Consider the following 18556-nt stretch of genomic DNA (forward strand, 5'->3'; position numbering starts at 1 on the left):
AGCCAGAACCTGTTCAACCGGAACCCGAACCTGTTCAACCGGAGCCAGAACCTGTTCAACCGGAACCCGAACCTGTTCAACCGTAACCCGAACCTGTTCAACCGAAACCCGAACCTGTTCAGCTCGATCGCTCTACAGAGATAATTACTAAAGTCATTGAGGATGGTAATGCTAATCCACTGGAAATTACTGGACTTGTTTTTGTACCGGAAGAGAGCAACTCAACTAACCTGGATAACTCCATTCTAGAAAATCAGCCTGAATTATCTGAAATTATTGAGGAAGTTCAAATCCTAATTAATCCTGAGTTTGAGAATCCTGCCTTATTCCTACCTACGCTCCTCAATAATGCTGGTAGCGTCAATATTCAAACCGAAACCGGAATTAGAATTGGTACTTCTGTCTCATCCTCTTTTGTGCAAGGAGATGGGGGAGATTTTACGGGCATCACAGATGGAGGATTTCAATCTGATAATATTGATACGTCTGCTCGCGATGGAGATGGCGGAAATATTACGGTAGAGGGAGTACAAGGAGTGGCAACCGGTGACTTGAATTCATCCTCTTCCAATATAGGAAATGGCGGTAATATTCTGGTTTCTAGTCCCCAAAGTTCAGTGACTATTGGAAATATTGATAGCTCTACGAATGAGGGCAATAGTGGAGATGTGGGAATTCAAGCCTTTGAGAATATCACCACAGAAGATATTAATACGAGTAGTAATCAAGGTAATGCTGGAGATGTTTTGTTAAACTCACAAGCGGGAACCATTTCGACAGGAGAGATTAATACTGCTGCACCTCAAGGGATTCCAGGTACGCTGACGATTCAGAGTAATCCAACACCGGTTAATTCACCGGTAAATCAACCGGTTAGTCCCTCCGTAACCCAGAGTGCGATTCAGCCACAAATCCCAGTTAATCCTCCTTCAACTGCACCGTTGTTGACCTCTGTTCCTGAAGTTTCTGTCACCATCAATCCGAATATTCCTGCGTCTTCTAATGTCACTGTAACGACTGATTTGACGAATTTGGATCGCTTTGCCATTGATTTAGCGTCTCTCAATTTAGAGTGGGGAGGACTACAAGAAACCTGGGATCAACGGTTGCAAGAACTGGATCAATTGATGACGGAAGAGTATAGTCAATATGTGAAAAAAGCCCCCTCGGAGATTGTGACGATCGCCGGAATCAAGGATATGCTCGGTAGAATCGAGGCGCAAACCGGCAATAAACCCGCAGTCGTCTATGCTCTGTCTTATCCTGAAGTTGACAGAGAAGGAATACCTCTAAAGGGACAACTGGTTTTAGTCTTAATCACCTCTGAAGGGGTAGCGGAGGTAGAAAATGTGGATGTCGATCGCTTGTTCGGCAAGAATACATCCAATAATATCCATTGGATTGCCAGAAAGATTCTTAACGAATTGAACAGTAGTATAAATAAGACTGCCACCTTAGTGACTGCACAGAAAGCTTATCAAGCCCTGATTGCACCTTTGGAAGAACAGATACAAGCGCAAGAGATTGATACTCTGCTCTTTAGCATGGACAATGGGTTGCGCTCGATTCCCTTGGGCATGCTGTATGATGGAGAACAATTCCTGATTGAAAAGTATAATATCGCTCTAATTCCCAGCGTCACCTTAACTAATTCCACGTATGAAGGGCTGGACAATGCCAGAGTCTTAGCCATGGGAGCGTCTGAATTTGACCTAGACAGGCGCAAGCCTCTGCCCAATGTGCCCCTAGAGTTAGAAATGATTGGTAGTGGAGACTGGCAGAGCGATCGCTTCTTAAATGAAGAATTTACCCTAGACAACATGAAAGCCCAGCGCCTGAGCCGTCACTATGATATCGTCCATCTGGCAACCCATGCCGATTTTGGCTCCAGGGATAAGACACAACTGGAATTTTGGGATGAAACCATTTCCTTAGAGACGCTGCGGGAATTTGACTGGCACGAGCAGCCACAAGTGGAACTGTTGGTACTCAGTGCTTGTGAAACGGCGATCGGAGATTTAGACGCAGAAATGGGCTTTGCCGGGTTAGCTATCCGTGCTGGAGTAAAATCTTCAGTGGCAAGTCTGTGGAAAGTGGACGATTTATCCACCGTTGCTTTAATGACAGCATTTTACGAATACTTGCAAACTGAACCCATTAAAGCCGAAGCCCTCCGTCAAGCGCAACTGGCGATGTTACGAGGGGAAATTTTCATCGAAAACGGAGAATTAGTCACCCCCCATAACCGGGTTGCCCTGCCTCCAACCGTAGTTTCTCAATTGAAAAATAGCGGTGATGGGGCTTCTCTGTCTCATCCTTTTCATTGGGCTGGATTTACCGTCGTCGGTAGTCCTTGGTAATGAGTAGGGGCGAACGGCCGTTCGCCCCTACAGATACCGTCATAGTGGACTGTTTCACCTAAAATGGTGCATTAGATTTTGTTTGTAGTGAGGGATTTATCCCTCTCCAGCTAGGCTTTTAAGCACTCTTCGTGCTTACACCAAACAAAGCCCTATTTTAGGTGAAACAATCCACTACGGGATTTTTCTGACCCCCAACCCAGACCCATTTTTAATTGTTAATTGTTAATTGATATAGCCTTCATCTCCCCTATTTTCAGTTACCATCGGATCGCGCCAAAAGACGATCGCCTCATTCAAGGGTTGAATCTGAGTGCCTGGAAAGTAGAATTGTACGATTCTCTCCCCATTCCAGCCTAACTCTGCCAAGCGATAAGCTCCTGTTTGACTTAGTCCTACCCCATGGCCAAAGCCCCCACCGACAAAGGTATAGCCTTTGAGCGCTTGGTTCTCATCTAACATGGGGTCAAGATAAAAGAGGGTGCTAATGGGAGGATAAAAGGCGTTGCGAATTTGGTCTTTAGTAATTTCTAAGGGCCCCTTATCCGTTTGCACTTCCATCGTTAATACCCGACCCGATGGCGCTCGTTCGGTTATCTTTACGCTCTCAATTTTTTGGATACCGGTCATGGGATGGTTGCGATTGCCCAAATATTTGTTCAAGAACTCAGTCATATCTTTTAAGGAGGTGCTATAGCTCCACCGGAAACGGTTCCACCCAGTTTCATTAAATCCCTGTTTCAGATTCAGAAACTCCCGTAAATTCCCTTCGTTGCCCAAGCTTTTTTGGGCTAAATCCCATACTAGCCCGGTAGAATCAACCCTCGCTTGCAGATAGGGTCGTGCCGGGCCATTCCAAACATCTTCAAAGGGTGCAGTAATGCCACCGGTGGTGGAAGAATAGAGGGCATCGACCAATTCATTCTCGTAGGTGGCAACTAAAGAGCGAGTCGCGGCGATCGCCCGATCCGCTCTAGCTGAAGCATCTCCTAACCCCCAATAGACCTGACAATCTGTGGTCGCACAGAGTTCATAATCATCAATACCAAAGCGGCGTAAGTTTCTTAGGGTATAGGTTCGCGCTAGAATGGCTTGCGCTTCTACGGCTGCGGGGGGAGCTTGGGGGCCGATTTCATGGGGAACCACGCCCCGTAAATAAGTCTCTAAGGGGACAAAATTGACCAAGGTGTAATTGCCATAGGCGTTGGGTTGCATTCGCAAGGAACCGCCATAGAGTCGGGTGACTCCTTCAGGATGTACCACTTGAATCCGGTTATTACCACTGCTGATATCCACAGAACGACGGTTATATCGATACCCATTCACCACCCAATAGGCTTGAGGATAGTGGCGTAAGACTTTCGTCTCGATATGGGCGATGGTATTGCCTTCAGACTTTAAGCTATCGAGCAACATGCGGCGCAGTAGAGGTGTATTATATACCTCGCGCTTCGCCCAAACTTGCCAGCGATCGGGATTAGCAACTTCTACCTCCAAACCCCGTTCGCGCCATTTGTGGGCATCATGTTCGGCACTTTCAAAGCTGCGATGGGTACTTAAGACTACCCGTTCCTCAACCATCGGTTGGGGTAGAGGCTTCATCTCAATTTGGAGTTTAACGGTATCAGTGTCTAGGGTAGCCTCTCCCTCTGTCGTTGCATAGCGTAGCGTTAGGCGATCGCCCGATAGCGCTCTCAACGTTAAGGTTTCCCCAGGTTGATCGCCAAATCGTTGCTCAATGCCAATTTTCAGTAGGCGATTGGGTTCAGACCATCCCGGAAGTGCCGAAACACCGACCATTGCCAGCGACATCATGGCCGCACTTACCCATTTCCGCGGTTGAAGTCCCATTTTTTTAAACCGGATCATGATGTTTCCACTCTCCCATCAAGCTGACTACTGGATACTGTATTGATACTGTACATAAATATTGCTCATGATTCAGGGAGCCAAGCTGAAGATCCAGCAGATTACGGATGGGAACCCGATCGCCGCGTAAGGATTCAGAAATGCCTATCGCTTGAGTCTATACTCCCATAGACTACAAGTGATACCATAATGTGCAACTCTTAACTATCCTCACACCCTTACCACCAGAGAGGTTCCCTTGAACAGAACAATCGTTAACTCCAGTACCGTTCTATTCACCCTACTGACTCTGAGTTTGAGTACGGCAATTGCCCCCAAACCGGTTTTGGCTTCTGAGTCTATCGCTCAACTCACCCCAGGAGTCTCCACTGAACGGCCAACCCTATGGGTGAATCCCCAAACTGGCAACGATCAATCCGGAAATGGCACATCCCAAGCGCCCTATCGAACCTTAACCTATGCCTTGCGGATGGCCTCCACCAACCATATCATTCAACTCTCTGCGGGAACCTATTCTCAGCAAACGGGCGAAGTTTTTCCCATTCAGTTAAAACCCAATGTAATTGTGGTCGGGAACCCCGATAATAAAGGGCAAAACGTGATTATTCAAGGAGGGGGACGCTTCATCAGTCCTACCTTTGCCCGGCAAAATATTACCCTCCTGGGAGCCAACGATGCAGCTCTGGCTGGCGTAACGGTGACCAACCCCAATGGTCGCGGTTATGGATTATGGATTGAATCGAGTTCTTTAGTCGTTGCAGATAATACGTTTACCGGGAATGTGCATGATGGTATCTCCATCACGGGTAGAAGTGGTTCTGTGATTCGGAGTAACCATTTTACCGGCAATGGAGCCAATGGTATGACCATCTATGGCACATCGAATCCAGAAGTCCGAGATAATGTCTTTGACAATACCGGATTTGGCATTAACATTAATCAAAATGCTACACCATTAATTATCAATAATCAAATTATCAATAATCGCGATGGCGTGGTCGTGCAAGCCAAAGCAACCCCCATTTTACGGGACAATCGCATCGAGAATAATCGGCGTAATGGGTTGGTGGCGATCTCTGAATCTCAACCTAATCTCGGTACATCGAATGAACCAGGAAACAATCAATTCAGTAATAACGGCGAATATGATATTAATGCTCAGGGCGCGAAAAATACGATTCCTGCCTATGGCAATCAACTGATTACCCGTCGTATTGCGGGTCGTCTGGACTTCCAAGGAACGGCTGCCTTGATTCAGTCGGCTCCAGAAAACTCGCGTCCGAGTCCCCCTCCCTTATTGCTACCTACCCCTTCTCGTCCTGTTGCTCCTCCTCCAACGAATAACTCCCCTACTCCTGCACCGATTCCCATTCCCGTTCCCCCTCCCCAATCCAGGACACCTCTTCCTGCACCTCCTGCCCCCCAGCAGCGATCGCCTCTTCCTGCTCCCAACCGTAGCTCTTCGGTAACCTCCCAAGTTCCTAACTTAGATCCCCTTCCTGTTCCCAATATCGATATTCCTTTAGGAGATAACCGCTATGCCGGTCGCATTCCTAACCGCGCCAGTGCGCCGGGAACCCCTCCCCCTCCTCCGACTAGCGTGGCTTCTGCTTTAGGCTTGCGCTATCGAGTGATTGTTTATGCTTCCTCTACTCAAGACCAAAACCGGGTGAAATCCGTCGTTCCGGATGCCTTCCGCAGTTCTTACCAAGGGCGATCGGTGCTTCAAGTCGGCGCATTTGCAACGGTAGAAGAAGCTCAAGACAGGCTGGAGTTAGTCCGCAATACTGGGGTACGAGCAGAATTGGTAGACTATTAGATCGCTAAATTGGTAGAGTATTAAATTAAGTCAAAAGTAAAAAGTAATGGGAAGTAATGGGAGATCTCTACATCTCCTCATTTTCCTGCTTTTTTACCCCATAAGACTTTCAATTAATCCACATAGGAGTGAGTTGATCGATTTATGCATATTCATCACCTCGAAGAATGGCAACATTCCCATGATTTTTTAGTCGATCGCCATAGCGCCGAACGAAAAACCCAAATCGTGACGGCTCTTACCCTGGTTACGATGATTGGTGAGATTGTAGCCGGTACAATCTTTGGTTCGATGGCTTTACTGGCTGATGGCTGGCACATGGCTACCCATCTGGCTGCCTTTGGTATTACACTCTTTGCCTATCAATATGCTCGCTCTCATGCCAATAACCCCAAATATACATTTGGCACGGGTAAAGTTAGCACTCTCGGAGGGTTTGCTAGTGCGGTGGCTCTGGCAGTGGTTGCTTGTGTGATGGTGGTGGAGTCCATTGGTCGTTTATTACAACCGGAAGCAATTCAATTTAATGAGGCGATTATTGTTGCGGTGATTGGTTTGGTTGTGAATTTAGTGAGCGCTCTGTTGTTAGAGGATCATCACGATCATGCTCACGAACATCACGATCGCGATCATGCTCACGAGCATCACAAGCATCACGATCATAATCTTCGTGCTGCCTATTTCCATGTGTTAGCTGATGCTTTAACCTCAATTTTGGCAATACTGGCTCTGTTTGCTGGCAAGTTTCTGGGTTGGATCTGGATGGATGCTGCCATGGGTGCGATCGGAGCGATGGTGATTAGCAAATGGTCTTATAATCTGTTGCGAGAAACCAGTGGTCTGTTGCTCGATGGGGCGATCGACAAACAAACCAAGCTCGATATTATTCATCAGATTGAACAGGATGCAGATAATCGGGTCGTGGATTTGCATGTCTGGTATCTGAGTGAAGATCATTTAGCCGCAACCATTTCCCTGGTTACCCACTATCCCCAAGAACCTGAATATTATAAAACGCTTCTTGCTCCCATTTCTGCCCTTTCTCATGTGTTGGTTGAAGTTAATCCCTGTAAGGGAGAACCTTGTATAGAAGTGGCATCAAGTAACCTTTAAAAGAGGATTAATTAATCCATCCTTTAATCTCTTTTTCGGTTAACAATCGCTCGAGTTTAATATACTCACTTTTTGTCGCTTCATACAGGTGTTTCATCATCACGGATTCACCAGAATCGGCGGCTAAAAATGCGGCGTTGAGGGCAATATTGCGAATGTTTCCGCCCGCCACATTGAGGTTAGAAAGTTTTCGGGCATCTAAGCCTTCGGTCGGTGTTTTTGCTGGAAAAATTCGCTGCCAAATGGCTTCGCGACTATCACGATCTGGAAAGGGAAATTGGACGATAAAGCGGATACGGCGCAGAAAGGCTTGATCGATCCCCCCTTTCAGGTTAGTGGTTAGCACGCATAATCCCTGATAAGCCTCGATACTTTGCAGTAAATAACTGACTTCCATGTTCGCGTAGCGATCGCGGCTATCCTGCACTTCTGAACGCTTTCCAAATAGAGCATCGGCTTCATCAAACAACAGGATCGCGCCCCCCATTTCGGCAGCATTAAATACCTGTTTTAAGTTTTTCTCGGTTTCACCAATATATTTACTGACGACTGAACTTAAATCAATCCGATATAAATCCAACTTTAACTCACGGGCAATAATCCCGGCTGCTAAGGTTTTACCTGTGCCACTTTGCCCGGAAAACAGGGCGCTAATGCCCAATCCGCGTCGCTCATTGCCAGCAAATCCCCACTCTTCATACACTCGTACCCTCTGTCGTAAGTGGGCAACCATTTGATACAAAGTTTGTTTATGCTGTGCAGGTAAAATCAAATCCTCCCAACTGGCTTTAGTTTCAATCCGAACAGCGAGATCGTCTAAACTGGGTCGAGCTTGCAAGCGGCAAAAGTGCCAGAGGCGATCGCCAATAATATCCGGTTCCGTAAGTTCGGTTTCTAAGGTCGAACAAGCCGCCTTAATCGTCGTCGAGGGTAAATTAAATTGGGACGTAATCCCCTCTAAATGGCCGTTGAGTTTTTCAGTAGCATCTCCCAAATGGGTTTGCCACAGTTGCAATTGTTCATCATAAGAAAGCTTGGGAACATCAAACGTCAGCAGAGGAACATTAACTGAAGAAAACCGGATCGAAGTGGAAATTATAACCGGCGTTTTCAAGTCTTGGATAAAGTCAGTTAAAATTGCCTGTTGGCTCACTTCTGAGCCTTTAACCGGATCGTATTCCAATAACAGTAAAGTTGGAGCCAAGAGCATCCCCCGTCGCCACCGAAAAACCATATGTTTTAGCTCCTTCGGATCGCTGGGTAAATGGCGACTGGACAGTACTTGTACGGGCAGTTGAAAATAGTCCCCAATATTTTGGGCGATCACCCGTTTATCTTCTAAATTCCATCCGCATAACTGTACCGGATGGGACGTGAGTAAACCAGAAATAGCCAACTCGACAATCTTTTGATGGGATACCGATAAAGAAGGAGCAGGGAGGGCAAGAGATTCAAGCAGTAGAGCTAATTCTTGGTCCTGATAAACATTCCCCAATAAATAATGTAAAATGCTCTCATCTATCTCAAGTTTGGTGTGAGTAATATCTTCATTTTCTGCTAAACTTAGTAAATGCCATAATCTTAGCGGTCTTTGGGGGTGAAGAGCATCCCAGTGGACATCAGGAAAAAGAGCGATCGCCAATTGAAACGTAGGATAAGTTAAATTGGCATCCCCTTGAGCATGGGCACAGAGTGCCGGAACCTGGGGATGCAGTGTCCGCGCTGCACAGAGCAACAGCACCTTGCGTTCAAAGGGGGATAGCTCAAACACCTTGCACAACTGCTCTAAAGCCGGAAGAGGTTCCTCCATATCCGAGGGGAGGACATCGAGATCAATAGAGGGAGTATCCGCAAGATCGAGATCGAGATTTTGCCGTTGACGAATTTGGCGATCGAGACGACGATGGATCTCACCAATACAAAGACTCAAATACTGCATAGGCTCTGGATACTCACCTCTAACTATCAAAACTTAAAACTTACAGAACTTTGTGCTGTTCTGGAGTAGACTGTTGAATCCCCAAAGCCATGTACCACAATCCTATTCCCCATTCCCTATTCCCTAGTGCAAAGCGCTGTATATCTCCACTGAAACCCATCATAGGCAACCCCTTTGTCTCATTTGACTGCGAGTAAAAACTACTGTCTTTAGTTATAGATTTTTAAGCTGGATGCAATTGGGGCTACAAGCAACTCTTATGCTTGAATTCAACTGATATAATAGCAGTAAGCTTGTTTCTATGGGTTTCTAAACTATGCGCTCCTTCATCCGTCGCAAAAAAACTGCCCAACAGAGTTCTGCCCCTCAGAAATCTTCTAGTCGGTTTGCCCCTAAAGTTGTGCCCTCTGTACAACGCAAGGAGAGCCAAGAAAAAAAACTGCCTCCTTTTAAGCCAGCAGCGAGCTATAACTATACCAGTCTGCACGAAATGTATGGCCATCCAGCCCCCGTACAAGCGAAACTAACTATTGGAGAACCGGGGGATGTTCACGAACAACAAGCGGATGCAGTAGCCAGTCAAGTCGTTAAACAAATTAATCAACCCCAACCTGCACCCAGTCAAGGAGTACAGACAAAAGAAGACGATTCGAGTGCAGGAATACCTGAACAACTGGGTATTCAACGGAACGAGGAAGAGGATGTGGACATGAAGCCTCTTGACTCGGCGGTGCAACGGAATGAGGAAGAGGATGTGGACATGAAGCCTCTTGACTCGGCGGTGCAACGGAATGAGGAAGAGGATGTGGACATGAAACCTCTTGACTCAGCGGTGCAACGGAATGAGGAAGAGGATGTGGACATGAAACCTCTTGACTCGGCGGTGCAACGGAATGAGGAAGAGGAGGTAGATATGAAACCCAAACCGGGACTACAACGGGATGGGTTAGCAGGAGGAAGAGCTACCCCAGAGTTTGAAGGACAACTCAAACAAGCGAAACGAGGGGGACAACCCTTAGATTCTACGCTTCAGACGAAAATGGGAGAAGCGATGGGCGCTGATTTTAGTAGCGTGAAGGTGCATACGGATTCCCAGTCTCATGGTTTAAGTCAATCGATACAAGCAAAAGCATTTACCACGGGACAGGATGTGTTTTTCAACAAAGGACAATATAAACCCTCAAGTCCCCAAGGTCAGGAATTAATTGCCCATGAATTAACCCATGTGGTGCAGCAGAAAGGGGCAAGCGTGCAACGGAAAAAAAAAGAATAGGATCTTCGAGTCATCCACAATCGGTGATTAACAGAGAGGTTATTCAACGAGACCTTTGGACAAAAGATCAAGCGAAAGAGAAAGTCGCGATTAGAGGACGCTGGCGCAGTAAAGAATATCATGCCATTCTCAATACATTGGATCTCTGGCATGATGAAAGGAATGGTCTAGCCAATGAACCCCTGATTGTACAGCTTGTTTTTCTGAAAAAATTGAAGAAGCTGATTGATGTTTATATTACTAAAAAAACAAATAGTAAGCAGTCTACTAAGAAGCAGAGTAAGAAGACGAGTATACAGCAAGAAATTGATAACATGAATAAGGTTAAGGAGAATGTGAATTCCAAATTGACAACGGTACAACAAGACTATAGTCAATCGGGAGATGACCCCATTCCTCAAGTTGAAAATGCCGATTTAGGAGATTTGGACACACTTAACAAAAACTTCAAAGGAAAAAGCGATCGCGGAGGACTCAACTCAGTGAAAGAAGTAATCATGGATAATCAGGATACGAAGGGTTACTTCAAGAAAGAAAAAGCAGTTGATGAGATGTATGGAATGCATAAAGGAACAGCAGCAGGGATTCCCCAGAGAAACCCGAATCAAACCGGACGTGCGATCGCTGCCTATCGGATCGATCAACTCCTAGAAGCTGGCATTATTCCCAAAACCTATAAAGCAACTAAAGGTGGAAAATCAGGGTCAGTAATGGAAAAAATTGAAAATGCAGAACCTGGGCGCGATCCCATAAAGCACCTTGAAGGGGGAGATAATATAGAAGGACGACATCTACAAGAATTATCTAACTTATACTTAATGGATGTGATTACCGGTCAAGTGGATCGTCACCTGGGTAATGTTCTCCTCAAGGGAGGGAAAGTTTGGGGAATTGATAATGATTTAACCTTCGGCGATCAATATGGATTCGATCCTAAGAGCGGTTCATCCTCCGTGGCAATTGGTGGAAAATCAGCGAAGAATCTACACATCGATAAGGCATTTGCGATTAAAATTATTAAGCTCTCCAATAATCTCGATCGAGTCCGCCAAGCTCTCGATCCAAACGTAACCGGATTGACAAATTCTGAAGTAGAAAAAGCTATTGAACGGCTGGAGAATCTGGCGGAATATTTGATCAAGAAGGTGGCTAAAGGCAAAACAGTGACCAATTGGGATTAGTACCAGCAATTTAGATCATTAACAAGGATAGATATCAATTATGGACTCAGAAGATTCTGGTTTAGAAGCGGCTCAAAGATGGCTGGCTGAGGAAGGAATACCGTTTCCTTGTATGCCAATCGAGTTACAGAATGCCCTCAAACCTATTTCTGAAGGGGTATTTAGCAGCCGTTCAATTCTGCCTGCTACTCCGTATTTTACCGATCCCTTTATTGAAGAGGTAGAAACTCAATCTGTGGATGATTATGCGGTGTTGGCTTTTGATGGCCATGGGATGAATTCCTATGCTATCCATTATTATCTGGTTTATGGTCCTCTCGCCTTTTTTCTACAAGTAAGCTGGGGTGGTGCTTATATGGATCGGGAAAAAGCACAGGCTGCTATCTCTTCGGTGTTTGCTAAGATCGAACCTATCATTCAAACGGCGATGAAAGTAGATGAGAGCAAGGTATCATCCCGGTTTATTCTGAGTGCAAGTAGTTTTTATGGGTGTCGTTGGCGGCAGTTGGGAGTGGATGAAGATTGGTGTGAGGAGGGATCGGGATTTAATGCAGCACTAGAGGCGCTGGAAAAGATGTTATGATTACTACTTTCGTGTCTCTAGATAAAATTTGACCCGATCGCCCAACTCATCCATACTCAACCCTTGCACCCAATATTCTACCAGGGCATGACCGAAGGCCCAGGCGTTTTTTTCGGGAGTTGCAGGGTTTTCTAGCAGTTGCGGCCAAAGGGTCAAAAGTTCAAATTTAACTTCCAACTCTGGGTCATTACTCAGGAGTAAAAATAAATCATAGGCCATCTGTAACTTGCCAATCACTACCGGTAATTGTTCGATGGGGATTTGTTCGGCGAGGAGATAGGCGAGGGTGGGCGAACCGGTGGCAATCGTTGATACAAATCGGAGGACGGGACTTTTCAGGAGTGCAGTTAAGCCTTGAGTCGTCGCCATTTGGAACGTGTAGCGGTCGATAATTTTGGCGGCAGCTAGGGTACGGGCATCGCGATCGCGTAAAAATCGTGCTAGTCTCTCTTCTTTCACTGGCCCAATTGCCTCCATGAGCAGGGCGGAGAGTTTGTCCGTATTCCAAGCCTGGCGACCGATTTGAGCATCTGCGGTGACGAGGGGCAGGAGGCGATCGCACCATTGCCCTAACTGTTGCTGACGATACTCGGTTGCCTCACGAATCGCTAACTCCTTCGGCCGCTCTCCGAATTCCCAGTCATAGGGGGGCGACCATTCCCGGATGGGGCGCAGACGGTCAACTTGCGTGACAAACGTGACAATGGGTAAAGTCTCATTCTGTTCCCGGAGTTGCTTCAAGAAATGCACATCCATTTGCAAGGCCGGATCGAGGGCAGGAGTCACTAATAAGACTAAATCGGCTTCAGCCCCAAACTCTAAAACTTGCTCGGCTAAATCGGGGCGATTGACCTGCTCGTAACCGGGCGTATCCCAAAGATGTAAGCCCTCGCCATTAGCTCCCTGCCATTGATAATCCTGAATTTTGTCGGTACTGGGTAAAACATCCACTTCCGCCCGTTCTGCTTGAAATAAGGTGTTAATCAGGCTACTTTTACCTGCCCCTGTCCGTCCGACTAAAAGTAGATTCAGAGGTTGTTCCTCAATCTGCTCCTCTGGGGACGCTTTAGCAATAATGGCGCGTAGGGTTTCGGTTTTGGCTTTCGGTAGGGTTAATTCGGAGGCTGAAACATTGAGATCGGGAGGCGCTACGTTACCATAGAGGGCGATCGCCTGCCGACAGAGATTCCGCAGGGCTGACTCCCGTAACATTTGACCCAAGTTCACCAGTAACTCCTGAGTCGCCTTATTGCCCCACTTGCGCGTCGCCTGTCTTGCTGCGGCTGCGGCTGGATTGAGCAACCACTGCGCCCAACCCCAAACCTGTAATACTTTACGGGCTGAAGGTTCCAACTTGCGATAGATTTCATAGGCTTGATAGGCTTGGCCAACGGTCACCTGATTGAGAACAGGAGAGAGTTGGCTAATGGCACGTCCCACATCCTCCACGGTTCCTTGAACCAATCCATAGGCTTGGGGAATGTAGATATTGAGTAGAGGATATTGGGTATTTTGCCCATAAGCCTCAGCCACCGCCACCACCACGGCTTGACAACGTTGAAAAAAGGTCGCCTGATCTTCCCAAATGGGGCGATCGCCTTTTGACTCCTTGAGAATCGTCTCTAACGCCGTCTCAATCTGTGCCCCGACTTCCGCATTACCAATGGCAGACTGGGTTTCTTCCGTTACCGCCTCCATATCTGCACTGATGGCTGCGACTGCTGCTTCCACCTGTTCTACCATAGGGCGAGTCCACAGCACCAATAACCAGCGCCACCCCAAGAACACCAGGATAAAGATTGCCCAGATCCAACTCAGCCCCCAAGTATGTATCTGCAACCCAGCGGCAACAAGCAGTAAGATCGCGATCGAGGCGATCGGGGTAATTAAAACGATCCATTGCCACAGCTTAAAGCGCACCATAATCTATTAAAAATCAAAACTTTTCTTGATGCTATTAACCCTTAATCGAGCCTAACGTATTCTTCCATGCTAACTCTTTCCGGAGAATTTCTAACGCTCTTTGATCGGCTTCCGAAAACAGATTTTGGTCAATTAATTCGCCAATCACTTGTTGCACTAACTGGGAGGCAAACATGCCCCCACTGCGCAGCACATGGGCATAGTACCCTAAATGGGGGCGGCCTTGGGCGTTTAAGTGAAACTGATAAATTTCTTCGGGACTCATCTTAAAGACTGGAGTATTAACGGGAACGACAACCCTAGGGATTCCTTGCACTCCATGGAGGCGATCGCCCCCTTGGATGAACTCTCCAATTAAAATTGTACCTAGTAAAACCCGTGTTTCGACAATCAAATCTGGTGTGAAGAAGGGATCGGGATCGTTGGATAACCGAGGCCCCGTATTCAGAAATTGGGGATTAAACAACTGGGAATTATAAACTAAACCTACTGCCCAATGGCGATCGCCGAGATCTTCGAGCTTCACGAAACAACCAAACCCATAATCATCGGGTTCCGGTGGATTCAATAAATCGTGCTTTTCATCGAGTTGGACAATATAATCACAATGGGAATTAGATTTAACGACTTTACCCAAACGCATGGAAGAATTAATCATTAGTCCTTAATAATTAATCCTGATTGTATACCCATTGATGCCAACATTTAAGAATTTGATAGAATTCTGGCGGAAGGCGAGAATTATAGGCGATCGCCAAAACCTCGATCAATCCCACTGTATTGACATCAGACTGGCGTTGTAGCAGGGGGGGTTCATGGGGCATTTTTGGCGATCGCTCAAAGTCTGATAGAGAGAGGATTTTATACCTATTGTCAAAAGTTAACGTTTAACAATAGGATAAAAACCCCCATCCCTCCGACACCTCACACCACCCTGGTACACAAGGGAATCTCAGAATATGATTGAAAACAGGAGAACAACAACACAATTTCTCCCAAAAATCAATTAATGAGGAACACGCAATGAAGGCTTCAGAATTATTAGAACGCTATCGTGCAGGAGAACGGAATTTTTGCCAAGTCAATTTGGCGAATGCAGACTTGCGCCAAGCAAACCTCTGCGAAATCAACTTCACGCAAGCCAATTTGATCAAAGTCAATTTGACGGGAGCCACCCTAGGGGGAGCCACCTTTAGTCAAGCATTTATGAATCAAGCCATGCTGACAGGAGCCAACCTTATTGGGGCACACTTTGAAGAAACTTCTTTGCACGAAGCCTTCCTGAGCGATACGAATCTCCAAGGCGCAAATTTACAAGGGGCGAATTTGAGTGACTGCAATCTCAATGAAGCGATCTTAAACCATGCCAATTTACAGAAGGCTTGTTTGAGTCGGGCAAAACTGATCAATGCCTCCATGCACCATACGGTTCTGGAATATGCTAATTTGACCCACGCTATCCTGAATGGGGCGATTCTTAAACAGGCTAAATTAGCCCATAGCATCTTAGCGCAATCCATGTTAGAAACAGCAGATTTAGAACGGGCCGATCTCAGTCAAGCCATTCTCATGGGTGCGTCTCTGCGCCGGGCGATTTTGCGAGAGGCGAGTTTGCGATCGAGCAATTTAATGGGGGTTTCCTTCCGTTCGGCAGATTTGCACCAAGCCACCCTCTATCGCGCCCAACTGTACTGGACGAATTTCACCGAAGCTAATTTAAGCGAAGCGGTGTTAATGGATACGGATTTCACCCTATCCAATCTATCGCAGGCGAATTTAGAGGGGGCTTCAGTCACCGGTGCTGTGTTTCCCAAGGGATTTGACGTGAACCTAGTTAGGCAATACCGAGAACTTGGGTGAGAAATGCCCATTTATCGGCAATTTCTTGGATTTGTTTGCTGGTGGGCTTTCCTGCACCATGCCCGGCTTTGGTTTCAATGCGGATCAAGACTGGAGATGAAGCCCTGTGGGCAGCTTGTAGAGCTGCGGCAAATTTGAAACTGTGGGAAGGAACAACTCGATCGTCGCGATCGCTGGTTGTAACTAGAGTAGCAGGATAGGCAGTTCCGGGTTTCAGGTTGTGCAACGGGGAATAGCGATAGAGGTTTTCAAAGTCTTCTGGATGATCGGCACACCCATATTCATCACACCAAGCCCAGCCAATGGTAAATTTATGGAATCGCAGCATATCCATAACACCAACAGCGGGAAGAGCAGCACCAAACAAGTCGGGGCGTTGCGTTAGAGACGCGCCGACTAATAAACCGCCATTACTGCCACCGGCGATCGCCAATTTCTCCGAACAAGTATACTGTTGTTCAATTAACCATTCTGCTGCCGCAATAAAATCATCAAACACATTTTGTTTATTTTGTTTCATCCCCGCTTGATGCCAGTCTTCGCCATATTCTCCACCGCCCCGTAAATTGGGAACTGCATAGATTCCTCCCTGCTCCATCCACACTAAATGACTGACCGAAAACCCCGGAGTTAGAGAAATACTAAAGCCCCCATAGCCATAGAGTAAGGTGGGATTTGAGCCATCAAGAGTAATTCCTTTCTTATGGGTAATAAAAAGAGGAACTTGGGTGCCATCTTTACTGGGATAAAACACTTGCTTACTCTCATAGTCATCTGGATTAAAGTTCACTTCTGGTTGCCGATACAGGGTACTTTCTCCTGTCAGCAAGTCATAGCGATAAATAGTCGTGGTAGTTGTATAGCTGGTAAAGCTATAGAAGGTTTCTGTATCTTCCGGTTTACCATTAAACCCATTCACTGAACCTAAACCGGGTAACGCAAGAGTTTTTAGATACTCTCCCTCTAAGCTATAGATCTTGACTTGAGAATGAGCATCTTGCATCGATTGAACCACAAACTGATGATTCAGCAAACTCACTTTGCCGATCACATCATTCGATTCGGGAATAATCTCTTGCCAATTCTCTTGTTCTGGATGGTTGATATCGATCGCAATGACTCGCCACTTGGGTGCTTGCCAATTGGTTATAAACCAGAAGATTGAGCCTTGATTACCAATAAATTGATAACTGTCTTCAAATTCAGAGATTAATTCAATGATGGGACTGTTGTCTTGGCTTAAATCTTGATAAAACACCAAATTTTTCAGTTCTGTCGAGCGCCAGACACTAATCAGTAAGTATTTTCCGTCTTCCGTGATTGTCGGAGAAAACCCCCATTCTTTTTGATCGGGACGCTCATAGATGAGGCGATCGGCTGATTGAGGATCGCCTAGCCGATGGTAATACAGTTTTTCGTAATAGTTTTGTTCTTGATATTCTTGCCCTTCTTTGGGTTCGGCGTAGCGGTTGTAATAAAACCCTTGAGTATCTTTCGACCAAGTAACCGTAGAAAATTTAATCCATTTCAAATGGTCACCGAGATCTTCTTTGCTGTCAATATTCCTGACTTTCCACTCTTGCCAATCAGAACCGGATTGGGATAAGCCATAGGCGAGGTATTGCCCATTTTCAGAAATGGAAATTCTGGATAAGGCCGTTGTACCATCGTCTGATAGAGTATTCGGATCGAGTAAAATCTGAGGCTCGACATCCGGCTCTTGGAGACAGTAGAGAACGGATTGATTTTGCAGTCCGGAGTTTTTAAAATAGAATAGGCGATCGCCTTGTTTCGAGGGAATGCCATATTTCTCATAATTCCAGAGTTCTTCAAGACGACTTTTGAGCGATTCCCGGGTAGGGATTTGTTCTAAAAACTCAAACGTGATTTGGTTTTGATCTTCAACCCATGCTTGGGTTTGATCTGACTCTAAGTCCTCTAGCCATCGATAGGGATCGGATACTGGGGTACCGTGGTAATCATCAACTTGATCGACTTGACGGCTTTGGGGATATTCAAACACTTGGGAAACCTCAGACATAGTAACGTACTCCAGCAAGGGAAAAGACTCAAAACATATACAAGGATACAGATTGAAGTTATCTTTGCCCTGATTGTATAACCCATATTACCCTTCCTAGTCCCTTGACCTATTCATAGGCATATAGATATAATGGCACGGAACCATATGAAAATTCATATAAATGCAGGAAAATATAAAAAAATATTCCAAATCTGAGAAAATTTGATAAAATTTAACATAAGAACCGTCTATACCATAGATAACTAACAGCCAAACCCATGTCTCAAGACTTTTTCCTTCCTCCTGATGAAGCCAAAACCTTTGGCGATATTGACTTTATGCGTAGAAAGCAACGGGTCAAGCATACCTATCCCAAAGGTAAACGGGCGAGTGAAGTGGTCGAAGCCTCTTCGATGGAAATGCAAATCCGCCCTGAAGGTCAAATGATGTCTTCAACCCCTGCGAAGTCTGAACCTCAAGTCAGCAGTCAACCTTCAACCCCCACCCCCGCTCGTCGTCCTTCCAATACCAACACAGGTGGCTTAGACTTCCTGAAGATGGCCAAGGGAATGAAAAAGAAATAAGGGGCAACTGCCAATCTCTCTAAAGATTC

The 18556-nt window shown here is 46.1% G+C and carries 14 protein-coding genes; 8 read left to right on the top strand and 6 right to left on the bottom strand.

The annotated features are described in order from the left end of the window. The first annotated feature begins 416 nt into the window (after positions 1-416). Positions 417-2360 carry a CHAT domain-containing protein gene (locus PN466_RS25845; RefSeq protein WP_271936424.1) on the top strand — a complete coding sequence of 648 codons (1944 nt, stop codon included), beginning with the start codon at positions 417-419 and terminating at the stop codon, positions 2358-2360. 225 nt (positions 2361-2585) lie between these two features. Here the strand turns inward: PN466_RS25845 and PN466_RS01650 are convergent, their stop codons facing one another. Further along, positions 2586-4211, bottom strand: a complete 1626-nt coding sequence (locus PN466_RS01650) for a SpoIID/LytB domain-containing protein (RefSeq protein ID WP_271936425.1) — start codon at positions 4209-4211, stop codon at positions 2586-2588. 256 nt (positions 4212-4467) lie between these two features. Here PN466_RS01650 and PN466_RS01655 point away from each other — a divergent pair, with 256 nt between their 5' ends. Both PN466_RS01655 and dmeF read left to right on the top strand, forming a co-directional pair. Further along, on the top strand, positions 4468-6048 hold the full coding sequence (locus tag PN466_RS01655) for a DUF1565 domain-containing protein (RefSeq protein WP_271936426.1): 1581 nt from the start codon (positions 4468-4470) through the stop codon (positions 6046-6048). Between the two features lie 144 nt (positions 6049-6192). Then, the gene (gene dmeF / locus PN466_RS01660) at positions 6193-7161 is read left to right on the top strand and encodes a CDF family Co(II)/Ni(II) efflux transporter DmeF (RefSeq protein WP_271936429.1); all 969 of its coding nucleotides are present in this window, start codon (positions 6193-6195) and stop codon (positions 7159-7161) included. A 7-nt stretch (positions 7162-7168) separates the two neighbouring features. Here dmeF and PN466_RS01665 read toward each other — a convergent pair whose 3' ends face one another. Then, on the bottom strand, positions 7169-9100 hold the full coding sequence (locus PN466_RS01665) for an ATP-binding protein (RefSeq protein ID WP_271936431.1): 1932 nt from the start codon (positions 9098-9100) through the stop codon (positions 7169-7171). Between the two features lie 316 nt (positions 9101-9416). Here PN466_RS01665 and PN466_RS01670 point away from each other — a divergent pair, with 316 nt between their 5' ends. The 3 genes from PN466_RS01670 to PN466_RS01680 are packed head-to-tail and all read left to right on the top strand — an operon-like array spanning position 9417 to position 12137. After that, entirely contained in the window at positions 9417-10373 is a 957-nt protein-coding gene (locus PN466_RS01670; RefSeq protein WP_271936432.1) for an eCIS core domain-containing protein, read from the top strand. 23 nt (positions 10374-10396) lie between these two features. Beyond that, positions 10397-11554 carry a hypothetical protein gene (locus tag PN466_RS01675; RefSeq protein ID WP_271936434.1) on the top strand — a complete coding sequence of 386 codons (1158 nt, stop codon included), beginning with the start codon at positions 10397-10399 and terminating at the stop codon, positions 11552-11554. Between the two features lie 40 nt (positions 11555-11594). Then, positions 11595-12137: a hypothetical protein gene (locus tag PN466_RS01680; protein ID WP_271936435.1), complete on the top strand. Its 543-nt coding sequence runs from the start codon at positions 11595-11597 to the stop codon at positions 12135-12137. Positions 12138-12140: 3 nt separating this feature from the next. Here the strand turns inward: PN466_RS01680 and PN466_RS01685 are convergent, their stop codons facing one another. From PN466_RS01685 to PN466_RS01695, 3 genes are read right to left on the bottom strand one after another with little or no spacing between them, the layout of a single operon-like run. Continuing rightward, positions 12141-14060: a GTPase family protein gene (locus PN466_RS01685; protein WP_271936437.1), complete on the bottom strand. Its 1920-nt coding sequence runs from the start codon at positions 14058-14060 to the stop codon at positions 12141-12143. 34 nt (positions 14061-14094) lie between these two features. Next, positions 14095-14703 (bottom strand): hypothetical protein, encoded by a 609-nt coding sequence (locus PN466_RS01690; protein WP_278002956.1) that lies wholly within the window; start codon positions 14701-14703, stop codon positions 14095-14097. A 28-nt stretch (positions 14704-14731) separates the two neighbouring features. Continuing rightward, a complete protein-coding gene (locus PN466_RS01695) occupies positions 14732-14884 on the bottom strand; it encodes a hypothetical protein (RefSeq protein WP_271936440.1) in 153 nt (50 codons plus the stop codon). A 199-nt stretch (positions 14885-15083) separates the two neighbouring features. Between PN466_RS01695 and PN466_RS01700 the strand changes: the two genes are divergently transcribed. Next, positions 15084-15920: a pentapeptide repeat-containing protein gene (locus tag PN466_RS01700; protein WP_271936442.1), complete on the top strand. Its 837-nt coding sequence runs from the start codon at positions 15084-15086 to the stop codon at positions 15918-15920. On the opposite strand, the gene PN466_RS01705 is transcribed toward PN466_RS01700, so the two are convergent. Next, entirely contained in the window at positions 15895-17961 is a 2067-nt protein-coding gene (locus tag PN466_RS01705; protein ID WP_271936444.1) for a prolyl oligopeptidase family serine peptidase, read from the bottom strand. The two genes, PN466_RS01700 and PN466_RS01705, sit on opposite strands and share 26 nt — an antisense overlap. 260 nt (positions 17962-18221) lie before the next feature. On the opposite strand from PN466_RS01705, the gene PN466_RS01710 reads away from it, so the two are divergent. Further along, complete coding sequence (locus PN466_RS01710) at positions 18222-18527, top strand: hypothetical protein (protein ID WP_271936446.1); 306 nt, start codon at positions 18222-18224, stop codon at positions 18525-18527. Positions 18528-18556 lie beyond the last annotated feature (29 nt).

Source organism: Roseofilum reptotaenium CS-1145, from assembly GCF_028330985.1.
In the GTDB taxonomy this organism is placed as follows: Bacteria; Cyanobacteriota; Cyanobacteriia; order Cyanobacteriales; family Desertifilaceae; genus Roseofilum; species Roseofilum reptotaenium.